The sequence below is a fragment of the Rathayibacter sp. AY1A3 genome, assembly GCF_002930975.1.
Classification (GTDB): Bacteria; Actinomycetota; Actinomycetes; order Actinomycetales; family Microbacteriaceae; genus Rathayibacter.
Window position 1 is genome coordinate 38,688 of record NZ_PSTO01000011.1, and the last position, 15,429, is coordinate 54,116.

The window sequence follows — 15,429 nt, forward strand, 5'->3', positions numbered from 1 at the left end:
GGCGGTCAGCCGACGCGGCGGGAGGCGCGGCGCTGGGCGAGCTCGTCGCCCGGGTCGACCGACTGGTGGTCGAGCTCGACGAGGCTCGACTCGACCTCGCGGAGGACCTTGCCGACGGCGATGCCGAAGACGCCCTGGCCGCGGCTGAGCAGGTCGATGACCTCGTCGTTCGAGGTGCAGAGGTAGACGCTCGCGCCGTCGCTCATCAGGGTCGTCTGCGCGAGGTCGTCGACCCCGGACTCGCGGAGCTGGTTGACCGCCGTGCGGATCTGCTGGAGCGAGATCCCGGTGTCGAGCAGGCGCTTGACCAGCTTCAGCACGAGGATGTCGCGGAAGCCGTAGAGGCGCTGCGTGCCGGAGCCGGACGCGCCGCGCACGGTGGGCTCGACGAGCTCGGTCCGCGCCCAGTAGTCGAGCTGCCGGTAGGTGATCCCCGCGGCGCGCGCCGCGACGGCCCCGCGGTAGCCCGCGTCGGCGTCGAGCTCGGGCAGTCCGTCGGTGAACAGGACGAGGTCGCGCTGGCCGCTGACGTCGCGGCTGACTTCTCTCATCCCTGTGCCTCTCGGATCCGGACGCCGGATCCTCCGAACGCGCTCCCTACCGTACCGACCGGCGCAGGCCGAGTAAACGACATCGGCCTCGGCGCCGCGGCGTGTCGCACGGGCCGCCCGTCGGCCGGCGGCGCGGCCCTCACGAGCGGGCGATCCGCGAGAGGGCGCTGCGCACCATCGCCCCGCGGATCGTGCCCAGCTGGGTCGCGAGCCCCACCGCGTTCTCGGCAGCACCGGCGGAGCCGGACGCCTCTCCGCGGCGGGCGCTGGAGGCGACGACGCTCTCGATGAGCGACATCTCGCGCTCGACGGCGACGCGGAGCGGTCGGAGGTGACGGGGCTCGATACCCGATCGGCCGAGGTCGACGAGCGCCTTGAGCGTCGTCACGGCCTCGTCCCCGAACACGTCGCCGCCCCGCACGAGCCCGGCGGCGATGGCCTCCTGGACGAGAGCGGGCGTGGCACCGGACTCGGCCGCGAGGCCCTCGCGGGTCAACCGCGTGGCGGGGCCGAGGAGCGAGGCGCTCGGACCCCCGACACCGGCCGGCAGGGCGGGCTCGCGTCCGGCGTCGATGTCGTCGAGGTATCCGCGGATGACCTTGAGGGGGAGGTAGTGGTCGCGCTGCAGAGCGAGGATCATCCGGAGCCGCTCGACGTCGGAGCCCGAGAACTTGCGGTAGCCGGAGTCGGTGCGGGCCGGCGAGACGAGCCCCTGCTCCTCGAGGAAGCGCAGCTTGGACGGGGTGACGTCCGGGAACTCACTGGTCAGCCTGGCCAGCACCTGCCCGATGCTCAGCAGAGCGGCGGAGCCGGTGGGGAGGGCGCGCGCGGAGGAGCGGCCCACGGCTCACGCGTCCGGAGCGGCGACGAGGTCGGCGCGGGACGCGTAGAAGGTGAGTCGGAACTTGCCGACCTGCACCTCGGAGCCGTCGGTGAGGATCGCGGACTCGATCCGGACCCCGTCGAAGTAGGTGCCGTTCAGGGAGCCGAGGTCGTGGACCTCGAACGCCGTGCCGCGGCGGACGAACTCGGCGTGCCGGCGCGAGACCGTGACGTCGTCGAGGAAGATGCCCGCGTCGGGGTGACGGCCGACCGTCGTGGAGTCGGTGTCGAGGAGGAAGCGGGCGCCGGTGTTCGGTCCGCGGCGCACGACCAGCAGCGCGGATCCCGAGGGCAGAGCCCCGACGGCCTCGGCCTCCTCGCGGGACGCGCGGTTGTCGAGAGCGGCGAGCTGGGCACCGATGTCGTCGGTGAACGTCAGAGTCGTCTCCGTCGACGGCTCACCGGGAACGGAATTGTGCTGGGCGGATGATGCTCCACCGACGGGCTCGACCAAGACGTACCTCCTATCAGGTCAGCGTATCCGAATCGTGACCCTCGTCGGACCCCTGAGCACCTGTGCGGACCCCCAGGACGAGGTCCCGCGTCTGGACGGCGTAGACGATCCCGGCCCACCAGTAGAGGAACGCGCCCCACAGCGCGAAGGCCCAGGCGATGGGGAGCGAGGCGGGCGCGAGAGCCGGGAACGCCTGCCCCAGCATGATCAGCGGGAGCGCGTAGAAGAGGCAGAAGGTCGCGAATTTCCCCAGGTGGTGCACGGGAAGCGGTCCGTAGCCGTTGTTCGCCAGGACGACCGCCAGGACCACGAGCATCAGGTCGCGGGCGAGCAGCACGGCGACCAGCCACCAGGGCACCAGTCCGCGGGCCGCGAGGCCCAGCACGGTGGCGAAGATGTAGAGGCGGTCGGCGGCCGGATCGAGGACGCGGCCGAGGCGCGTCATCTGGTCGAAGCGGCGCGCGATCCAGCCGTCGAGGTAGTCGGTGAGGCTCGAGACGACGAGGGTCAGGAGCGCGAGCGCGTCCTCGCCGAGGACCACGAGCACGAGGAACACCGGCACCAGCGCGAGACGCACCATGCTGAGGACGTTCGGGACCGTCCAGATCCGGTCCTCACCGGTGCGCGCCATGCGCCCAGCCTAGGCGGGGCGCACGGCGGCGTGGTCAGCGCTTGTCGCGCCAGACCCGCTCGAACGGCAGGCGCCAGGCGTGCGGCGCGATCAGCTGGTGGATGGCGTTCGGCCCCCAGGAGCCGGGCGCGTAGAGACGGACGGGCGGCGGATCCTGCAGGAGCGGCGCGGAGACCTCCCAGAGCCGCTCGATGCCCTCCGCGGTGGTGAACAGCGTGTGGTCTCCGCGCATCGCGTCGAGGATCAGGCGCTCGTAGGCCTCGAGCGCGTCGCCCGCGCGGTCGGTCTCCTGGAGCGCGAACTGCATGCTCAGCTTGTCGAGCCGCATGCCGGGACCGGGGCGCTTCCCGTAGAACGAGAGCGAGACCTTCGAGGCGTCCGCCAGGTCGAAGGTGAGGTGGTCCGGGCCGTGGGCACCGACTCCGGAGCCCTGCGGGAACATGCTCTTCGGGGGCTCGCGGAACGCGATCGAGATGATGCGCTGGCCCTCGGCCATCCGCTTGCCGGTGCGGAGGTAGAACGGCACTCCCGCCCAGCGCCAGTTGTCGATCTCGCACTTCAGCGCGACGAAGGTGTCGGTCTCGGAGTCGGCGGCGACGCCCGGTTCGTCGCGGTAGCCGATGTACTGGCCGCGCACCACGTTCTCGGGGTTCAGCGGACGCATCGAGCGGAAGACCTTGTTCTTCTCCTCGCTGATGGCCTGGGGCTCCAGCGCGGTCGGCGGCTCCATCGCCATGAACGCCAGCACCTGGAAGAGGTGGGTGACGACCATGTCCTTGTAGGCGCCGGTGGACTCGTAGAACTCGGCGCGGCGGTCGAGCGTGAGGCGCTCGGGGATGTCGATCTGGACGTGATCGATGAAGTTGCGGTTCCAGATGGGCTCGAAGAGGCCGTTGGCGAAGCGGAAGGCCAGGATGTTCTGCGCCGGCTCCTTGCCGAGGAAGTGGTCGATCCGGAAGATCTGCTCCTCGCTGAAGGTCTCGTGGAGCTCCGCGTTGAGGACGACCGCGCTCTCGAGGTCGACGCCGAACGGCTTCTCCATGATGATCCGCGAGCGCTCGACCAGCCCGGCCTCGGCGAGCATCCGCACGACGGAGAGAGCTGCCCTGGGCGGGACGCTGAGGTAGTGCAGCCGGCTCACGTCCGGGCCGAGGACCGCCTCGGCGTCGGTCACGGCGGCGGCCAGCGCGGCCGGACCGGCGGACTGCGGGACGTAGCGGAGCTTGGACGCGAACTCGTCCCACTGCGCCGGCGTCAGGGAGCGGCTCCCGAACTCGTCGTAGGCCAGCTTCGCGAAGGCGCGGAACGAGGCGTCGTCGTGCTCCTCGAGCGAGGTGCCGACGATCTGCAGGTCCGGTGCGAGGGAGGAGAGCGCGAGGTGGGCCATCCCCGGGATGAGCTTGCGCCGGGCCAGGTCGCCGACGGCGCCGAACAGCACGACGACATGGGGTGCCGCCTGCTCGGTCTGGACGGCGGGAGCGGGGGGTGCGGTTGTCACGGTCACCCCTCGATCATTCCAGTTCGGATCGTGACGCAGGCGTCATGTGCTCGATACGCACCGCCGCTAAGGTCTCTCCCGTGCCTCCGTTCTCCGACGCGTCCGCCGCGACCGCAGCACCCGCCTCCGCCACCGCCCCCTCCTCCGCCGACGGGACGACCGCGCCTCCGCTCGACGAGAGGATCCGCGCCGACGTCCACCTGCTGGGCGAGCTGCTCGGCCAGGTGCTCCGCGAGTCGGGCGAGCCCTCCCTCTACGAGGACGTGGAGCGCCTGCGCGCGCTCACGATCAGCGCCTACGACAGTGGCGACGCCGCCGGGACCGCGGAGGCGGAGGAGTTCGTCGCCTCGCTCACGCTCGAGCGCGCCGAGGAGGTCGCCCGGGCGTTCACCTGCTACTTCCACCTCGTCAACGTGGCGGAGGAGTTCCACCGCGTCCGCGTGCTGCGCCGGCGCGAGGCCGACGCCGGTGCGCAGTCGCCCGAGGACTCGATCCTCGCCTCGATGCGCCGGCTGACCGGCGAGCTCGGGGAGGACGAGGCGTTCGCGCGCCTGTCCCGGCTGGAGTTCCGCCCTGTCCTCACGGCGCACCCGACCGAGGCGCGCCGCCGCGCGGTGGCCTCGACCATCCGCCGCATCAGCGACCTGCTCGAGCAGCGAGACGACCCGCGCATGGGCGGCGTCGTGCTGGTGGAGATCCGCCGCAAGCTGCTAGCCGAGGTCGACACGCTGTGGCGCACCGCTCCGCTGCGCGAGTCCAAGCCCACTCCTCTCGACGAGGTGCGCACCGCGATGAGCGTCTTCGACGAGTCGCTGTTCTCGGTGCTCCCCCGGGTCTACCGCCGCCTCGACGACGCTCTGCTCGGCGAGGGCTCGGGCACCCGGGCTCCGGTCGCACCGGCCTTCGTCCGCCTGGGCACCTGGATCGGCGGCGACCGCGACGGCAATCCCTTCGTCACCGCCGAGACGACCCTCGCTGCGGTCGACATCGCCTCCGAGCACGTCCTCATGGGTCTCGAGCGCGTCGCCCGCCGCGTGGGCCGCGCGCTGACCCTCGACGCGTCGACCACTCCCCCGTCGGCCGCCGTCGAGGCGCTCTGGGCCTCCTGCGTCGAGCGGGCTCCCGAGCTCGCCGCCGACATCGCCGAGCGCTCGCCCAACGAGGCGCACCGCCGCGTCCTGCTCTTCGCGGCCGAGCGCCTGGCCGCGACCCGCTCCGAGGGGCCGCTGGCCTACTCCGCCGCCACCGAGCTGCTGGCCGAGCTGCGCACCCTCCAGGAGTCCCTGGTCGAGGCCGAGGACGTCCGCGCCGCCTACGGCGACCTCCAGGACTTCGTCTGGCAGCTCGAGACCTTCGGCTTCCACCTCGCCGAGATCGAGGTGCGCCAGCACTCGAAGGTGCACCGCGAGACGATCGCCGCGATCCGCGCCGGCGAGGAGCTCGACGAGCGCGGCCTCGAGGTCCTGTCGGTGTTCCGGGCGATCGCGAAGGTCCAGGAGCGCTTCGGCACCGACGCGGCGAGGCGGTACATCGTCTCCTTCACGCAGTCGGCCGACGACCTGCGGACGGTCTTCGAACTGGCCGAGGCGGCGACCGACGGCAAGCCGCCGATCATCGACGCGGTCCCGCTCTTCGAGACCTTCGCCGACCTCGACGCCTCGACCGACATCCTCGCCGAGATGATCCGCCTCCCCCAGGTGCAGGCGCGCCTCGCGGCCACCGGCAACCGGCTCGAGGTGATGCTCGGCTACTCCGACTCGTCGAAGGACGTCGGACCGGTCTCGGCGACGCTCGCGCTCTACGACGCGCAGGCGCGCATCGCGCAGTGGGCGGCCGACGAGGGCATCGTGCTCACGCTGTTCCACGGGCGCGGCGGAGCGCTCGGCCGCGGCGGCGGGCCGGCCAACCGGGCCGTCCTCGCGCAGCCGCCCGGATCGGTGGACGGCCGCTTCAAGCTGACGGAGCAGGGCGAGGTCATCTTCGCCCGCTACGGCAACCCGGACATCGCCACCCGGCACATCGAGCAGGTGGCGGGAGCGACGCTGCTCGCCTCCTCCCCCGCGGTCGGCGAGCGCAACGCGGGCGCCGCGGAGCGCTTCGCCGAGGTGGCGGCGACGATGGACCGCGAGTCGCGCCGCCGCTTCTTCGAGCTCGTGAAGGCCGACGGCTTCGCGCCGTGGTTCGCCCGGGTCACCCCGCAGGAGGAGGTGGGCCTGCTCGCCCTCGGCTCGCGTCCGGCCCGCCGCGGCCTCTCCGTCGAGTCGCTCGAGGACCTGCGAGCGATCCCGTGGGTGTTCGCCTGGACCCAGGCCCGCGTCAACCTGACCGGCTGGTTCGGGCTGGGCAGCGCGCTCGAGGCCGTCGGCGACCTCGACCTGCTCCGCGAGGCCTACGCCTCCTGGCCGCTGTTCACGACGATGGTCGACAACGTCGAGATGTCGCTCGCGAAGACCGACGAGGGCATCGCCCGCCGCTACCTCGCCCTCGACTCCCGCGACGACCTCGCCGGACTCGTGCTCGACGAGATGGCGCTCACCCGCCGTTGGGTGCTCTCGATCACCGGCGAGGAGAGCCTGCTCACGGGCCACCGCGTGCTCGGCCGTGCCGTGCGCCTGCGCACCCCGTACGTCAACGCGCTCTCGCTCCTGCAGCTGCGCGCACTGAAGGCGCTCCGCACCGACCCGGGCGGATCCGGGACGGAGCAGAACCAGCGGCTGCTCCTGCTCGCGGTCAACGGAGTCGCGGCGGGTCTGCAGAACACCGGCTGATCCCGGCTCGGAACGACGGAACCCCCGGCGGCCTCACGGCTGCCGGGGGTTCTCGTGCGTCTGCGGGCGCCTCCCGCCTGCGGAGCGGGTCGAGGCGCCGGGCGGATCAGGCCTGCGGGGCGGCGCCGGCCTCCTGAGCGGCCTTCGCCTCCTCGTACTGGCGGCGCACCTCGACCATGTCGAGGCCGCGGACCTGCTCGATCAGGTTGTCGAGCGCGGGGGCGGGCAGGGCGCCGGGCTGAGCCATCAGCGGGATCCCGTCGCGGTACACCACGAGGGTGGGGATGGAGGAGATGCCGTAGCTCGCGGCGAGCTGCTGCTGGTCCTCCGTGTCGACCTTCGCGAACGTGATGTCGGCGTTCTTCTCGCTCGTGGCCTCGAAGACCGGAGCGAACTGCTTGCACGGGCCGCACCAGTCGGCCCAGAAGTCGATGAGGACGATGCCGTCGGCGATCGTCTGGTCGTGGGAGTCGAGGGTCATCGCAGTCGTAGCCATGGGGGATGCAACCGGGTGCCCCCGCGGCCTATTCCCGGGCGGGATCGAGGAGGTCGAGCAGCGAGCGCGGACCGACCACGGCGGCCCCGAGCGCCTCGACGCGGGCGGCCAGTCCCCGGTCGGCCGTGACGACGACCGCGGTCTCGAGCGCGCCGACCAGCTCGACGATCGCGTCGTCGCCCGAGCCGTCGGCCGAGTGGACCGTGAGCCGCTCCGTGAGAGCGCCCGCCTCCGGGCGGGCGGCGCGCGCCGCTCCCTCGAGCACCACGGCGATGCGCGGCCAGACCGTGTCGGCGTCGATCCCCAGGAGACGGCCGGGGACGCCGGCCTCCGCGAGGCGGGCCAGGGTGGCGAGGAGGCGCTCCGCGGCGCCGGCGCGGTCGCGCCACCAGCCGTCGGGGCGTGAGCCGACCACGTTGGCGGCGTCCACGACGAGCACCGGGATCGAGGAGCCGAGCGCGCGCAGGCCCGGCCAGGCCGCTCCGAAGCCCGGGTGCAGCGGCAGGGAGTCGACCTCGTCGGGGGCGACCCAGCGCAGCTCGGTGCTCTCGGCGTCGCTGATGCGGGGAGTGAAGTGCTCGCGGGACTCGGCCAGGACTGTGGAGTAGCTCCACGGTCCGATCACGACGACGCTGGAGAGCACGGGCCGGATCAGGTCGGCGGGGACGCCCGCCTCCTCCTCCGACTCCCGGAGGGCCGCCTCGAAGGCCGTCTCCTCGGGGTGACGGGCGCCGCCGGGCAGCCCCCAGGTGTCCCCGAAGTGGCTCCAGCTGACGCGGTGCTGGAGCAGGACGCGTCCCGACGGATCGCGCAGGAGGAGGCCGGCGGCGCCGAAGCGCCCCCAGAAGCGGCGTCCGTCGCCGATCTCGACCCAGCCGTCGCCGAGCGACGCGTCGAAGGGGTGGCGCGGGAGCACGGCGTCCGCGCCGGGGTCCTCGCTGGTCATGCCCTCCAGCCTCCCACACCGCGCCCGCCGCACCCGACCCCGACGGGCTGGCAGAATCGGACGATGCGCCGCTCGAGACCCCTCCGCCTCGCGACGCTCGCCTGGCTCGCGCTGATCGCCCTGATCACGCTGACGCCCGCGCCCTACCCGGCCGGGGAGCCCAACGCGCTGATCCGCGGGATGATCGCCTTCCTCGCCTCCACGCCGCTCACCGGCTGGTTCGACTTCGACGTGGCGGAGTTCACCGCGAACGTGCTGCTCTTCGTGCCGCTCGGTGCGCTGATCGCCGCGCAACTGCCGGCGGGGCGCCGCCTGTGGGCCGCCGCCATCGGGCTCGGGGTGTCGGCGGCCGTCGAGACCGCGCAGCTGCTGTGGCTGCCGACCCGCGTCTCCGACGTGCAGGACCTGGTCTCGAACGGCAGCGGCTCCCTGATCGGCGCCCTGCTGACGATCGCGCTGCTCCGCTTCTCCCCCCGCCGCCGCTCCCGGAAGGACCGCACCGCCCATGCCCGCTGAGACCCTCGTCGTCCTCGACCGACCCTCCCTCGACGCCGAGGCGCACTCGCCGGGAGGTCCCGCGCACCGCATCGATCCGAGCGGGCGCGGCGATCTGGACGTCACCGACCTCGGCTTCACCCGCGGCGACGGCGTGTTCGAGACGATCAACCTCGTCGACGGACGGCTGCAGGCGCTCGACGCGCACCTGGACCGCTTCGAGCGCTCGGCCCGGATGCTCGACCTGCCCCGGCCGGACCGGGCCGCCTGGCTCGAGGCGATCGGAGCGGCGGTGGCCGCGCACCCGCCCGTCGCCGAGGCGATGGTGAAGACGATCCTGACCCGCGGCGTCGAGGGCGGCGGGCGGCCCACCGGCGTCGTCTTCGTGCAGACCAGCCCGGACTTCGGCCCGGCCCGCCGCGACGGCGTGCGCGTGGTGCTCCTGGACCGCGGGCTGCGCTCGGACGTCCAGTCGACGTCCCCCTGGCTGCTCGCCGGCGCGAAGACGCTCTCGTACGCGGTGAACCGTGCGGCCGCGCGGGAGGCCGCCCGGCGCGGTGCCGACGACGCCCTGTTCGTGTCGAGCGACGGCTACCTGCTCGAGGGGCCGACCTCGAACCTCGTGCTGCTGACGGGCGGGGAGCTCGTGACTCCTCCGCCGAGCCTCGGGCTGCTGCCCGGCACCACGCAGGCCGACCTGTTCGCGCTCGCGCCGGGCCTCGGCCTCGAGACGGCGGTGCGTCCGCTGCGCTCGGGCGATCTGGAGGCGGCGGACGCGGCGTGGCTGGTCTCGAGCGCGCGCAACGCCGCTCCTGTCCGCGCCGTCGACGGGACCGACCGCCGCGTCGACGCCGACCTCTCGGCCCGGATCAACGCCGCGCTGCTCGCCCGCTGAGACTCCGATCCTCCCCGTGGGACGCCCCGCGCCGAGCGCGGACGGCGTCCCGGAGGAGAGAGGGCTCAGGAGAGGCCGTCGACGTCCGCGGGGCCGCGGCTGATCAGTCCGCCGCGGACGTGCTCGACGGTGGGGTCGAGCTGGACCGGATCGCGCTCGTCCGCCGCCTCGTCGTTGATCACGGCCGAGACGATGCCGCGCCAGTCGGTGCCCTCGGCCACGGCGTCCTCGGAGCCGACGCGGCGCGTGACGAACACGGCCTCCGACTCCTCGCCCGCGTGCGAGATGACGGCGAGGACGCCGACGGTGCGACCGCCCGGGTGCTCGATCCGCCACTCCTCGTGCCCGGACGGGACGAGCGAGAACTCCAGGCCCGCGTGCGGGAAGCCGGTGGGGCGCAGCTCGGACGGGGATCCGCTCTGCGGAGGCGCGCCGCGGGTGGGGACCCCGGTGCCCTCGCCGCTCGTCGTGCTCATGCCGACGTCGCCGCGGGTTCCGCCGGCTCCGGAGCTGTCGTTCGCCGCGACCATGCGGTCGTCGCCGCTCCGCAGCGCGTCGTCCGCTCCGGTGTAGATGCTGTCGTCTCGGTTCATGGGAACCTCCTTGTCGGCGGCCAGTGTAGGACCGCGGGGTGGGTGGCGAGCGGGCGCCGTTCGTAGACTGGGGGGATGCAGATCCCGGTGACCGGTGCCGTGCGGGTGGACGCGTGGCTCTGGGCGGTGCGCATCTACAAGACGCGCTCCGCCGCGACGACCGCGGCTCGGGCCGGCCACATCCGCGTCAACGGCGAGCGGGCCAAGGCGGCGCAGACCGTGCGGGTGGGCGATGAGGTCCGCGCCCGGATCGGCGGCTTCGACCGGGAGCTGATCGTCCGCGGACTCGTGGTCAAGCGGGTCGGTGCGCCGGTGGCTGCCGAGTGCATGGAGGACCGGACGCCCCCGCCGCCACCCCGGGAGTCCGCGCCGGGCGTGATCGTCCGTGACCGCGGAGCGGGCCGCCCGACCAAGCGCGACCGGCGCGACATCGAGCGCCTCCGCGGATTCTGACCGCGCGACCCGCCGGCGGCCTCAGGGGGCGAGTGCGCGCAGGCGCTCCAGGAGCCCCTCCGCCGCCTCGTCGAGGAACCGCTGCTGCAGCTCGTCGCCGACCTGGACGAGGGCGATGTCGGTGAAGCCCGCCTCGATGTAGGGCACGAAGCTCTGGGCGAGCTCGTCGAGATCGGGGCCGCAGGCGATCTGCTCGGCGACGTCCTCCGGGCGCACGAACTGGCTCGCTCCGGCGAAGCCGGCGGGGGTCGGCAGATCGGAGTTGACCGCCCAGCCGCCGGCGAACCAGCGGAACTGCTCGTGGGCCAGCGCCACTCCCTGCTCCTTGTCCGGCGCCCAGCAGATCGGGATCTGGCCGATCGTGCGCGAGGGGGCGGCGTCCGCACCGCGGACCGCGGTCCACTGCGAGATCAGCTCCGCGTCGGGCTCGGTCGTGATGAGGTGGTCGCCGATCGGCGCGAAGCGGGCGATCGACTTCTCCCCCGAGACCGCCAGGCCGATCTCGACCGGCTTGTCCGGCAGGTCCCAGATGCGGGCGGAGTCGACGCGGAAGTACTCGCCCTCCCAGGTCACCAGCTCGCCGGTGTGCAGCTCGCGGATGAGGTGGACGGCCTCCTCGAGCATGTCCTGGCGCACGGCGACCGAGGGCCAGCCCTCGCCGACGACGTGCTCGTTGAGGTTCTCGCCCGAGCCGAGGCCGAGCGTGAAGCGGTCGTCGGAGAGGATCGCGAGCGTCGCGGCCTTCTGCGCGACCACGGCCGGGTGGTAGCGGATGGTCGGCGCGGTGACGTAGGTCGTGAGGTCGATGGTCGACGTGGCCTGCGCGACCGCTCCGAGCATCGTCCAGGCGTAGGAGGCGTGCCCCTGCTCGGTCAGCCACGGCGAGTAGTGGTCGCTCGAGACCGCGAACTCGAAGCCGAGCCTCTCGGCGTCGACCGCGTAGCCCACCAGCTGCTTGGGTCCGCTCTGCTCGGTCATCAGGGTGTATCCGAATCGCACCATGGTCCGTCCTCGTTCCGCTCGTCGTGGGATGCCCGGGGGCACGTCCCATGGTGGGCGGGGCGCCGGATGCGCGCTAACCCCTTGCCCCGGTCGCGAGCGGCGGCTAGCGCGGTGTCAGACGAAGCGGATGCGGTTCTGCACGCGGGTGCGGACCTCGAACGACTCGCCGTACCCGCCGAGCCGCGGGTCGTCCGTGCCGGAGCGCAGCAGCTGCGGCAGCAGCGAGCGGCGGATGACGACGGCGCCCTGGTGCCTGCCGCGCTCGACCTGCTCGAACGGCTGCTCCAGCGCGTCGTCCGGCACGACCACGACGCTCGTCGAGAAGCGGACGCCCAGCTCGCGGCCGAGACGGCGCGCGGCCTTCGCGAGCGAGGCGATCGGCTTCTCGTCCTCGGCGATCCCGGGGCCCTCGAGCTCGCCCTTCCTCAGGCGGACCGGATCGCCCCAGTCGGCGGAGGTCAGCGCGAGCAGGCCGGCCGGTCCGAGCACGAGGTGGTCGATCTTGAGCCCTCCGTCGCCGACCGCGACGTCGTTCCAGATCGTGTAGGCGATGCCGAGCGCGCCGACGAGCGCGGCCGTCGCCTCCTCGGCCTGAGCCTTCGCGAGCCAGGAGCGGACCTCGCGAGGAGCGGAGCGGACGATCGCCGGGTCGAAGGGGTCCTCGGTCTCGACGCCGCGGCCGAGCCACTCGCGCACCAGGCGCAGGTAGTACTCGCGCGCCGCGCCTCCCGGGTGACCGTAGGAGCGGGCACGCACGGCCGAGGCGGTCTGCGGGCGCGGTGAGCCGGTGTACGGCGACTGCGGGGAGGACCTCCCGGGGGCGGGAGCGCCTCGGTCGTAGTCGCCGCGGGCGGAGGCGCTGCCGATCCGCTCCCAGGCGAGCTGCACCGCGTGGAACGACGCGGCGTCGCCTCCCGTGTCCGGATGGGTCTCGCGGAGGCGGAGCCGGTACGCCCGGCGGAGCTCGTCGTCGGACGCGGTGGCGGCGACGCCCAGCACCTCGTAGGGGGTGCGGGCGGCGTGGCTGTCGGGCATGTGCTTCCGGGAGGGTCGGGGCGGGGGGTTCCGAGTGTATCGACGCGGGCCGGGCGCCCGGTGGGAGCGCGCACCGCGTCGGCTCGGAACGCGCCGAGCGCCCAGCGGGGGAACGGGCGCCCGGCGGGGGTCAGTGCGCGAGCAGCTCGCGCACCCGCGGGATGACCTGCGTGCCGTAGAGCTCGATGTTGCGCATGATCGCCGGGTGCGGCAACGTCCCGGCGCTGTACTTGAGGTCGAAGCGGTCGATGCCCAGGGCCTCGACCGTTCGCGCGATCTTCCGGGCGACCGTCTCGGGCGAGCCGAGGTGGATGGCGCCGTCGGGGCCGGCCTCCTCCTCGAAGCGCTCGCGGGTCATCGGGGACCAGCCGCGCTCGCGGCCGATGGCGTCCATCATCGCCTTGTGGTGCGGGAAGTACAGCTCGCGCGCCTCCTCGTCGGTGTCGGCGACGAAGCCGGGCGAGTGCACGGCGACCGGGAGGCGGGGCTGCTCGAGCTGGTCGAGCGCGCGGCCGAAGAGGTCGACGTAGGGGCGGAAGCGGGCCGGCGAGCCGCCGATGATCGCCAGGACGAGCGGGAAGCCGTACCGGGCGGCGCGGACGACCGACTCGGGGCTGCCGCCGACGCCGATCCAGGTGCGGAGGGTGCCGTTGTCGAGCGTCGGGTAGACGCTCTGCTCGGTGAGCGCGGGGCGGGTCGTGCCCTGCCAGGTGACCGGGCCGCCCTGGATCAGGGCGTGGAAGAGGTCGAGCTTCTCCTCGAAGAGGACCTCGTACTGCGCGAGGTCGTAGCCGAAGAGCGGGAAGGACTCGGTGAAGGAGCCGCGGCCGAGGATGACCTCGGCCCGGCCGCCGGAGAGTCCGTCGAGGGTGGCGAAGCGCTGGTAGACGCGCACCGGGTCGTCCGAGGAGAGGACCGTCACGGCGGAGCCGAGGTGGATGCGCTCGGTGCGGGCCGCGATCGCGGCGAGCACGACGTCCGGTGCGCTCACGGCGAAGTCGGCGCGGTGGTGCTCGCCGATCCCGAAGAAGTCGATGCCGACCCGGTCGGCCAGGACTCCCTCCTCGACCACGTCGCGGAGGACCTGGCCGTGCGGCAGCGGGGCGCCGTCGGGGCCGGCGGTGACGTCGCCGAACGTGTCGACGCCGAACTTGACTTCATGCATACTCATGGACTTCTGCAACCTCCGGGGGTCGACGGCTATTCCTGCGGGCGGGGTCCGACGTCCCCGGGCAGGAGCGCGTCGGAAGAGACGATCCCCGCCTCGAGCGCCGGCTCGCGGTAGGCGCGCCCGAGCGAGGCGACGGTGTCGTGCGCGTTCAGGCCGCTCGGGTTCGGCAGCACCCAGAGCGGCGCGCCCGCCACGTCCTCCTCCTGCCTGCCCTGCACCGCCCTGCGGCGTCCGAACGCGATCCGGTAGGCGGTGATGCCGACGACCGCGACGGCCCGGGGCCGCACCCGCTCCACGGTGGCGACCAGCCGCTGAGCGCCCTCGCGCAGCTCCTCCGCGGTCAGCTCGTCGGCGCGGGCGGTCGCCCGGGAGGCGAGATTGGTGATGCCGACGCCGCGGGAGACGAGCTCCGCGCGGTCCGCGGCGCTCATCCCCTCGGACACGCGCGGCGCGCGCTCGAGGATCCCGGCCGCGACGAGCGCCGGGTAGAAGCGGTTGCCGGGGTGGGCGAAGTGCGCGCCGGTGGCGGCGGTCCACAGTCCCGGGTTGATGCCGACGAAGAGGAGCCGGACGTCGTCGCCCAGCAGGTCCTCGACGGTGCGGTCCTGGAACGCTGCGAGCTCGGCGCGGGTGAACGGCATGCGACCATCCTGCCGCGGCGCAAGTCCTCTCGGCACGGGGTCGCCGGTGCCAGCATGGAGGCATGACGAACGCATCCCAGGACCACCCGATCCAGCACGGCAGCGACGACGCACAGCTCGACGAGAAGCTGCGCGGCGTGCTGCTGCAGGTCGCCGGCGACGCCGAGCTGCGACCGGAGGAGGACGTCGAGACCCTGCTGCGCCAGCGCCTGCGCGACACGCGCATCTCGATCTCGGACGAGGCGATCCCGGGGCTCGCCAAGCGCATCCCCGGCCTCATGCAGCGCGGGGGCGGCGACGTGAACCCCGGGGCGCACTAGCCCCGAGGGACGGGCGCGGGCCGAGCGGCCGCTCGGGCCGCGCCGGCTCGCGCTACTCGGGGACCGCCGGGCCCTTGCGGTGGTGGTCGAACACCAGGCTCGTGCGCGTCGAGGCCACCGCCGGGTTCGCCGAGAGGTTCGAGACCACGAAGTCCCGCACGTCGCTGGAGTCGCGGACCGCGACGTGGATGATGAAGTCCTCCGAGCCGCCGAGGAAGAACACCTGCACCACCTCTGGCAGCGCGCGGATCTCCTCCGCGAAGCGCGTGATCGCCTGGCGCTGGCCGACGCGGATGCTGACGCTGATCAGCGCCTGCAGGGTCAGGCCGAGCGCCGCCGGGTCGAGCTCGGCGGTGAAGCCGGTGATGACGCCGCGCTCGACGAGGCCCCGGACGCGTGCGACGCAGGTCGACGGGGCGATGCCGGCGCGCTCGGCGAGCCGGCTGTTGGGCGTCCGCGCGTCGGCGCGGAGGAGGCGCACCAGGGTCCGATCGACCGGATCCAGGTCGTCGAGGTCGTGCAGATCCTTCGGTGGCATGCGCCCGCTCCCTCACTCCGCCGACGAACCTTCGGCCCGTGCGGTGACTTCCGACCGATC

18 protein-coding genes are annotated in these 15,429 nt (G+C 73.3%); 5 read left to right on the forward strand and 13 right to left on the reverse strand.

Annotation, left to right across the window (positions count from 1 at the left end; genetic code table 11):
* Nucleotides 1-5: 5 nt before the first annotated feature.
* The 5 genes from C5C10_RS07220 to zwf all read right to left on the reverse strand — a co-directional run bounded on the left by C5C10_RS07220 (nt 6) and on the right by zwf (nt 4,016).
* Nucleotides 6-551 (reverse strand): MerR family transcriptional regulator, encoded by a 546-nt coding sequence (locus C5C10_RS07220; protein WP_104222575.1) that lies wholly within the window; start codon nt 549-551, stop codon nt 6-8.
* A gap of 139 nt (nt 552-690) precedes the next feature.
* Nucleotides 691-1,395 (reverse strand): MerR family transcriptional regulator, encoded by a 705-nt coding sequence (locus C5C10_RS07225; RefSeq protein WP_104222574.1) that lies wholly within the window; start codon nt 1,393-1,395, stop codon nt 691-693.
* Nucleotides 1,396-1,398: 3 nt separating this feature from the next.
* A complete protein-coding gene (locus tag C5C10_RS07230) occupies nt 1,399-1,887 on the reverse strand; it encodes an FHA domain-containing protein (RefSeq protein WP_104222573.1) in 489 nt (162 codons plus the stop codon).
* Nucleotides 1,888-1,900: 13 nt separating this feature from the next.
* Nucleotides 1,901-2,518, reverse strand: a complete 618-nt coding sequence (locus tag C5C10_RS07235; RefSeq protein WP_104222572.1) for a CDP-alcohol phosphatidyltransferase family protein — start codon at nt 2,516-2,518, stop codon at nt 1,901-1,903.
* 34 nt (nt 2,519-2,552) lie between these two features.
* Nucleotides 2,553-4,016: a glucose-6-phosphate dehydrogenase gene (gene zwf / locus C5C10_RS07240; protein ID WP_104225448.1), complete on the reverse strand. Its 1,464-nt coding sequence runs from the start codon at nt 4,014-4,016 to the stop codon at nt 2,553-2,555.
* A gap of 80 nt (nt 4,017-4,096) precedes the next feature.
* Between zwf and C5C10_RS07245 the strand changes: the two genes are divergently transcribed.
* Entirely contained in the window at nt 4,097-6,784 is a 2,688-nt protein-coding gene (locus C5C10_RS07245; RefSeq protein WP_374953343.1) for a phosphoenolpyruvate carboxylase, read from the forward strand.
* A 106-nt stretch (nt 6,785-6,890) separates the two neighbouring features.
* On the opposite strand, the gene trxA is transcribed toward C5C10_RS07245, so the two are convergent.
* Together trxA and C5C10_RS07255 are read right to left on the reverse strand one after the other, a co-directional pair.
* Nucleotides 6,891-7,280 carry a thioredoxin gene (trxA, locus tag C5C10_RS07250; protein ID WP_104225382.1) on the reverse strand — a complete coding sequence of 130 codons (390 nt, stop codon included), beginning with the start codon at nt 7,278-7,280 and terminating at the stop codon, nt 6,891-6,893.
* A 28-nt stretch (nt 7,281-7,308) separates the two neighbouring features.
* Nucleotides 7,309-8,226 (reverse strand): NUDIX domain-containing protein, encoded by a 918-nt coding sequence (locus C5C10_RS07255; protein ID WP_104315567.1) that lies wholly within the window; start codon nt 8,224-8,226, stop codon nt 7,309-7,311.
* A gap of 63 nt (nt 8,227-8,289) precedes the next feature.
* On the opposite strand from C5C10_RS07255, the gene C5C10_RS07260 reads away from it, so the two are divergent.
* Both C5C10_RS07260 and C5C10_RS07265 read left to right on the forward strand, forming a co-directional pair.
* The gene (locus C5C10_RS07260) at nt 8,290-8,742 is read left to right on the forward strand and encodes a VanZ family protein (protein ID WP_104328919.1); all 453 of its coding nucleotides are present in this window, start codon (nt 8,290-8,292) and stop codon (nt 8,740-8,742) included.
* Nucleotides 8,732-9,616, forward strand: a complete 885-nt coding sequence (locus C5C10_RS07265; RefSeq protein WP_104328920.1) for an aminotransferase class IV — start codon at nt 8,732-8,734, stop codon at nt 9,614-9,616. The genes C5C10_RS07260 and C5C10_RS07265 overlap by 11 nt, the downstream gene beginning before the upstream one ends.
* A 65-nt stretch (nt 9,617-9,681) precedes the next feature.
* Here C5C10_RS07265 and C5C10_RS07270 read toward each other — a convergent pair whose 3' ends face one another.
* Complete coding sequence (locus tag C5C10_RS07270; RefSeq protein WP_104225386.1) at nt 9,682-10,209, reverse strand: hypothetical protein; 528 nt, start codon at nt 10,207-10,209, stop codon at nt 9,682-9,684.
* A 75-nt stretch (nt 10,210-10,284) separates the two neighbouring features.
* Here C5C10_RS07270 and C5C10_RS07275 point away from each other — a divergent pair, with 75 nt between their 5' ends.
* On the forward strand, nt 10,285-10,662 hold the full coding sequence (locus C5C10_RS07275) for an RNA-binding S4 domain-containing protein (RefSeq protein WP_181027140.1): 378 nt from the start codon (nt 10,285-10,287) through the stop codon (nt 10,660-10,662).
* Nucleotides 10,663-10,683: 21 nt separating this feature from the next.
* Here C5C10_RS07275 and C5C10_RS07280 read toward each other — a convergent pair whose 3' ends face one another.
* The 4 genes from C5C10_RS07280 to C5C10_RS07295 form a co-directional block, all read right to left on the reverse strand.
* Nucleotides 10,684-11,664: a TIGR03557 family F420-dependent LLM class oxidoreductase gene (locus tag C5C10_RS07280; protein ID WP_104328921.1), complete on the reverse strand. Its 981-nt coding sequence runs from the start codon at nt 11,662-11,664 to the stop codon at nt 10,684-10,686.
* Between the two features lie 114 nt (nt 11,665-11,778).
* Nucleotides 11,779-12,699, reverse strand: a complete 921-nt coding sequence (locus C5C10_RS07285) for a J domain-containing protein (RefSeq protein ID WP_104222564.1) — start codon at nt 12,697-12,699, stop codon at nt 11,779-11,781.
* Between the two features lie 130 nt (nt 12,700-12,829).
* Complete coding sequence (locus tag C5C10_RS07290; RefSeq protein WP_104225389.1) at nt 12,830-13,864, reverse strand: LLM class flavin-dependent oxidoreductase; 1,035 nt, start codon at nt 13,862-13,864, stop codon at nt 12,830-12,832.
* Nucleotides 13,865-13,899: 35 nt separating this feature from the next.
* Nucleotides 13,900-14,511, reverse strand: coding sequence for a mismatch-specific DNA-glycosylase (locus C5C10_RS07295; protein WP_104222562.1), 612 nt, complete (start codon nt 14,509-14,511; stop codon nt 13,900-13,902).
* Nucleotides 14,512-14,573: 62 nt separating this feature from the next.
* Between C5C10_RS07295 and C5C10_RS07300 the strand changes: the two genes are divergently transcribed.
* Nucleotides 14,574-14,831, forward strand: a complete 258-nt coding sequence (locus C5C10_RS07300) for a hypothetical protein (protein WP_104222561.1) — start codon at nt 14,574-14,576, stop codon at nt 14,829-14,831.
* A gap of 52 nt (nt 14,832-14,883) precedes the next feature.
* On the opposite strand, the gene C5C10_RS07305 is transcribed toward C5C10_RS07300, so the two are convergent.
* Nucleotides 14,884-15,369 carry an Lrp/AsnC family transcriptional regulator gene (locus C5C10_RS07305; protein WP_104222560.1) on the reverse strand — a complete coding sequence of 162 codons (486 nt, stop codon included), beginning with the start codon at nt 15,367-15,369 and terminating at the stop codon, nt 14,884-14,886.
* Between the last annotated feature and the right edge of the window lie 60 nt (nt 15,370-15,429).

Bases quoted from the DNA above. Each gene is read 5' to 3' on its own strand.
- C5C10_RS07280 (WP_104328921.1), bottom strand. From the start codon at position 11,664: ATGGTGCGATTCGGATACACCCTGATGACCGAGCAGAGCGGACCCAAG.
- C5C10_RS07300 (WP_104222561.1), top strand. From the start codon at position 14,574: ATGACGAACGCATCCCAGGACCACCCGATCCAGCACGGCAGCGACGAC.
- C5C10_RS07235 (WP_104222572.1), bottom strand. From the start codon at position 2,518: ATGGCGCGCACCGGTGAGGACCGGATCTGGACGGTCCCGAACGTCCTC.
- C5C10_RS07270 (WP_104225386.1), bottom strand. From the start codon at position 10,209: ATGAACCGAGACGACAGCATCTACACCGGAGCGGACGACGCGCTGCGG.
- C5C10_RS07260 (WP_104328919.1), top strand. From the start codon at position 8,290: ATGCGCCGCTCGAGACCCCTCCGCCTCGCGACGCTCGCCTGGCTCGCG.
- C5C10_RS07265 (WP_104328920.1), top strand. From the start codon at position 8,732: ATGCCCGCTGAGACCCTCGTCGTCCTCGACCGACCCTCCCTCGACGCC.
- C5C10_RS07275 (WP_181027140.1), top strand. From the start codon at position 10,285: ATGCAGATCCCGGTGACCGGTGCCGTGCGGGTGGACGCGTGGCTCTGG.
- C5C10_RS07220 (WP_104222575.1), bottom strand. From the start codon at position 551: ATGAGAGAAGTCAGCCGCGACGTCAGCGGCCAGCGCGACCTCGTCCTG.
- C5C10_RS07285 (WP_104222564.1), bottom strand. From the start codon at position 12,699: ATGCCCGACAGCCACGCCGCCCGCACCCCCTACGAGGTGCTGGGCGTC.
- C5C10_RS07255 (WP_104315567.1), bottom strand. From the start codon at position 8,226: ATGACCAGCGAGGACCCCGGCGCGGACGCCGTGCTCCCGCGCCACCCC.
- C5C10_RS07305 (WP_104222560.1), bottom strand. From the start codon at position 15,369: ATGCCACCGAAGGATCTGCACGACCTCGACGACCTGGATCCGGTCGAT.
- trxA (WP_104225382.1), bottom strand. From the start codon at position 7,280: ATGGCTACGACTGCGATGACCCTCGACTCCCACGACCAGACGATCGCC.
- C5C10_RS07295 (WP_104222562.1), bottom strand. From the start codon at position 14,511: ATGCCGTTCACCCGCGCCGAGCTCGCAGCGTTCCAGGACCGCACCGTC.
- C5C10_RS07290 (WP_104225389.1), bottom strand. From the start codon at position 13,864: ATGCATGAAGTCAAGTTCGGCGTCGACACGTTCGGCGACGTCACCGCC.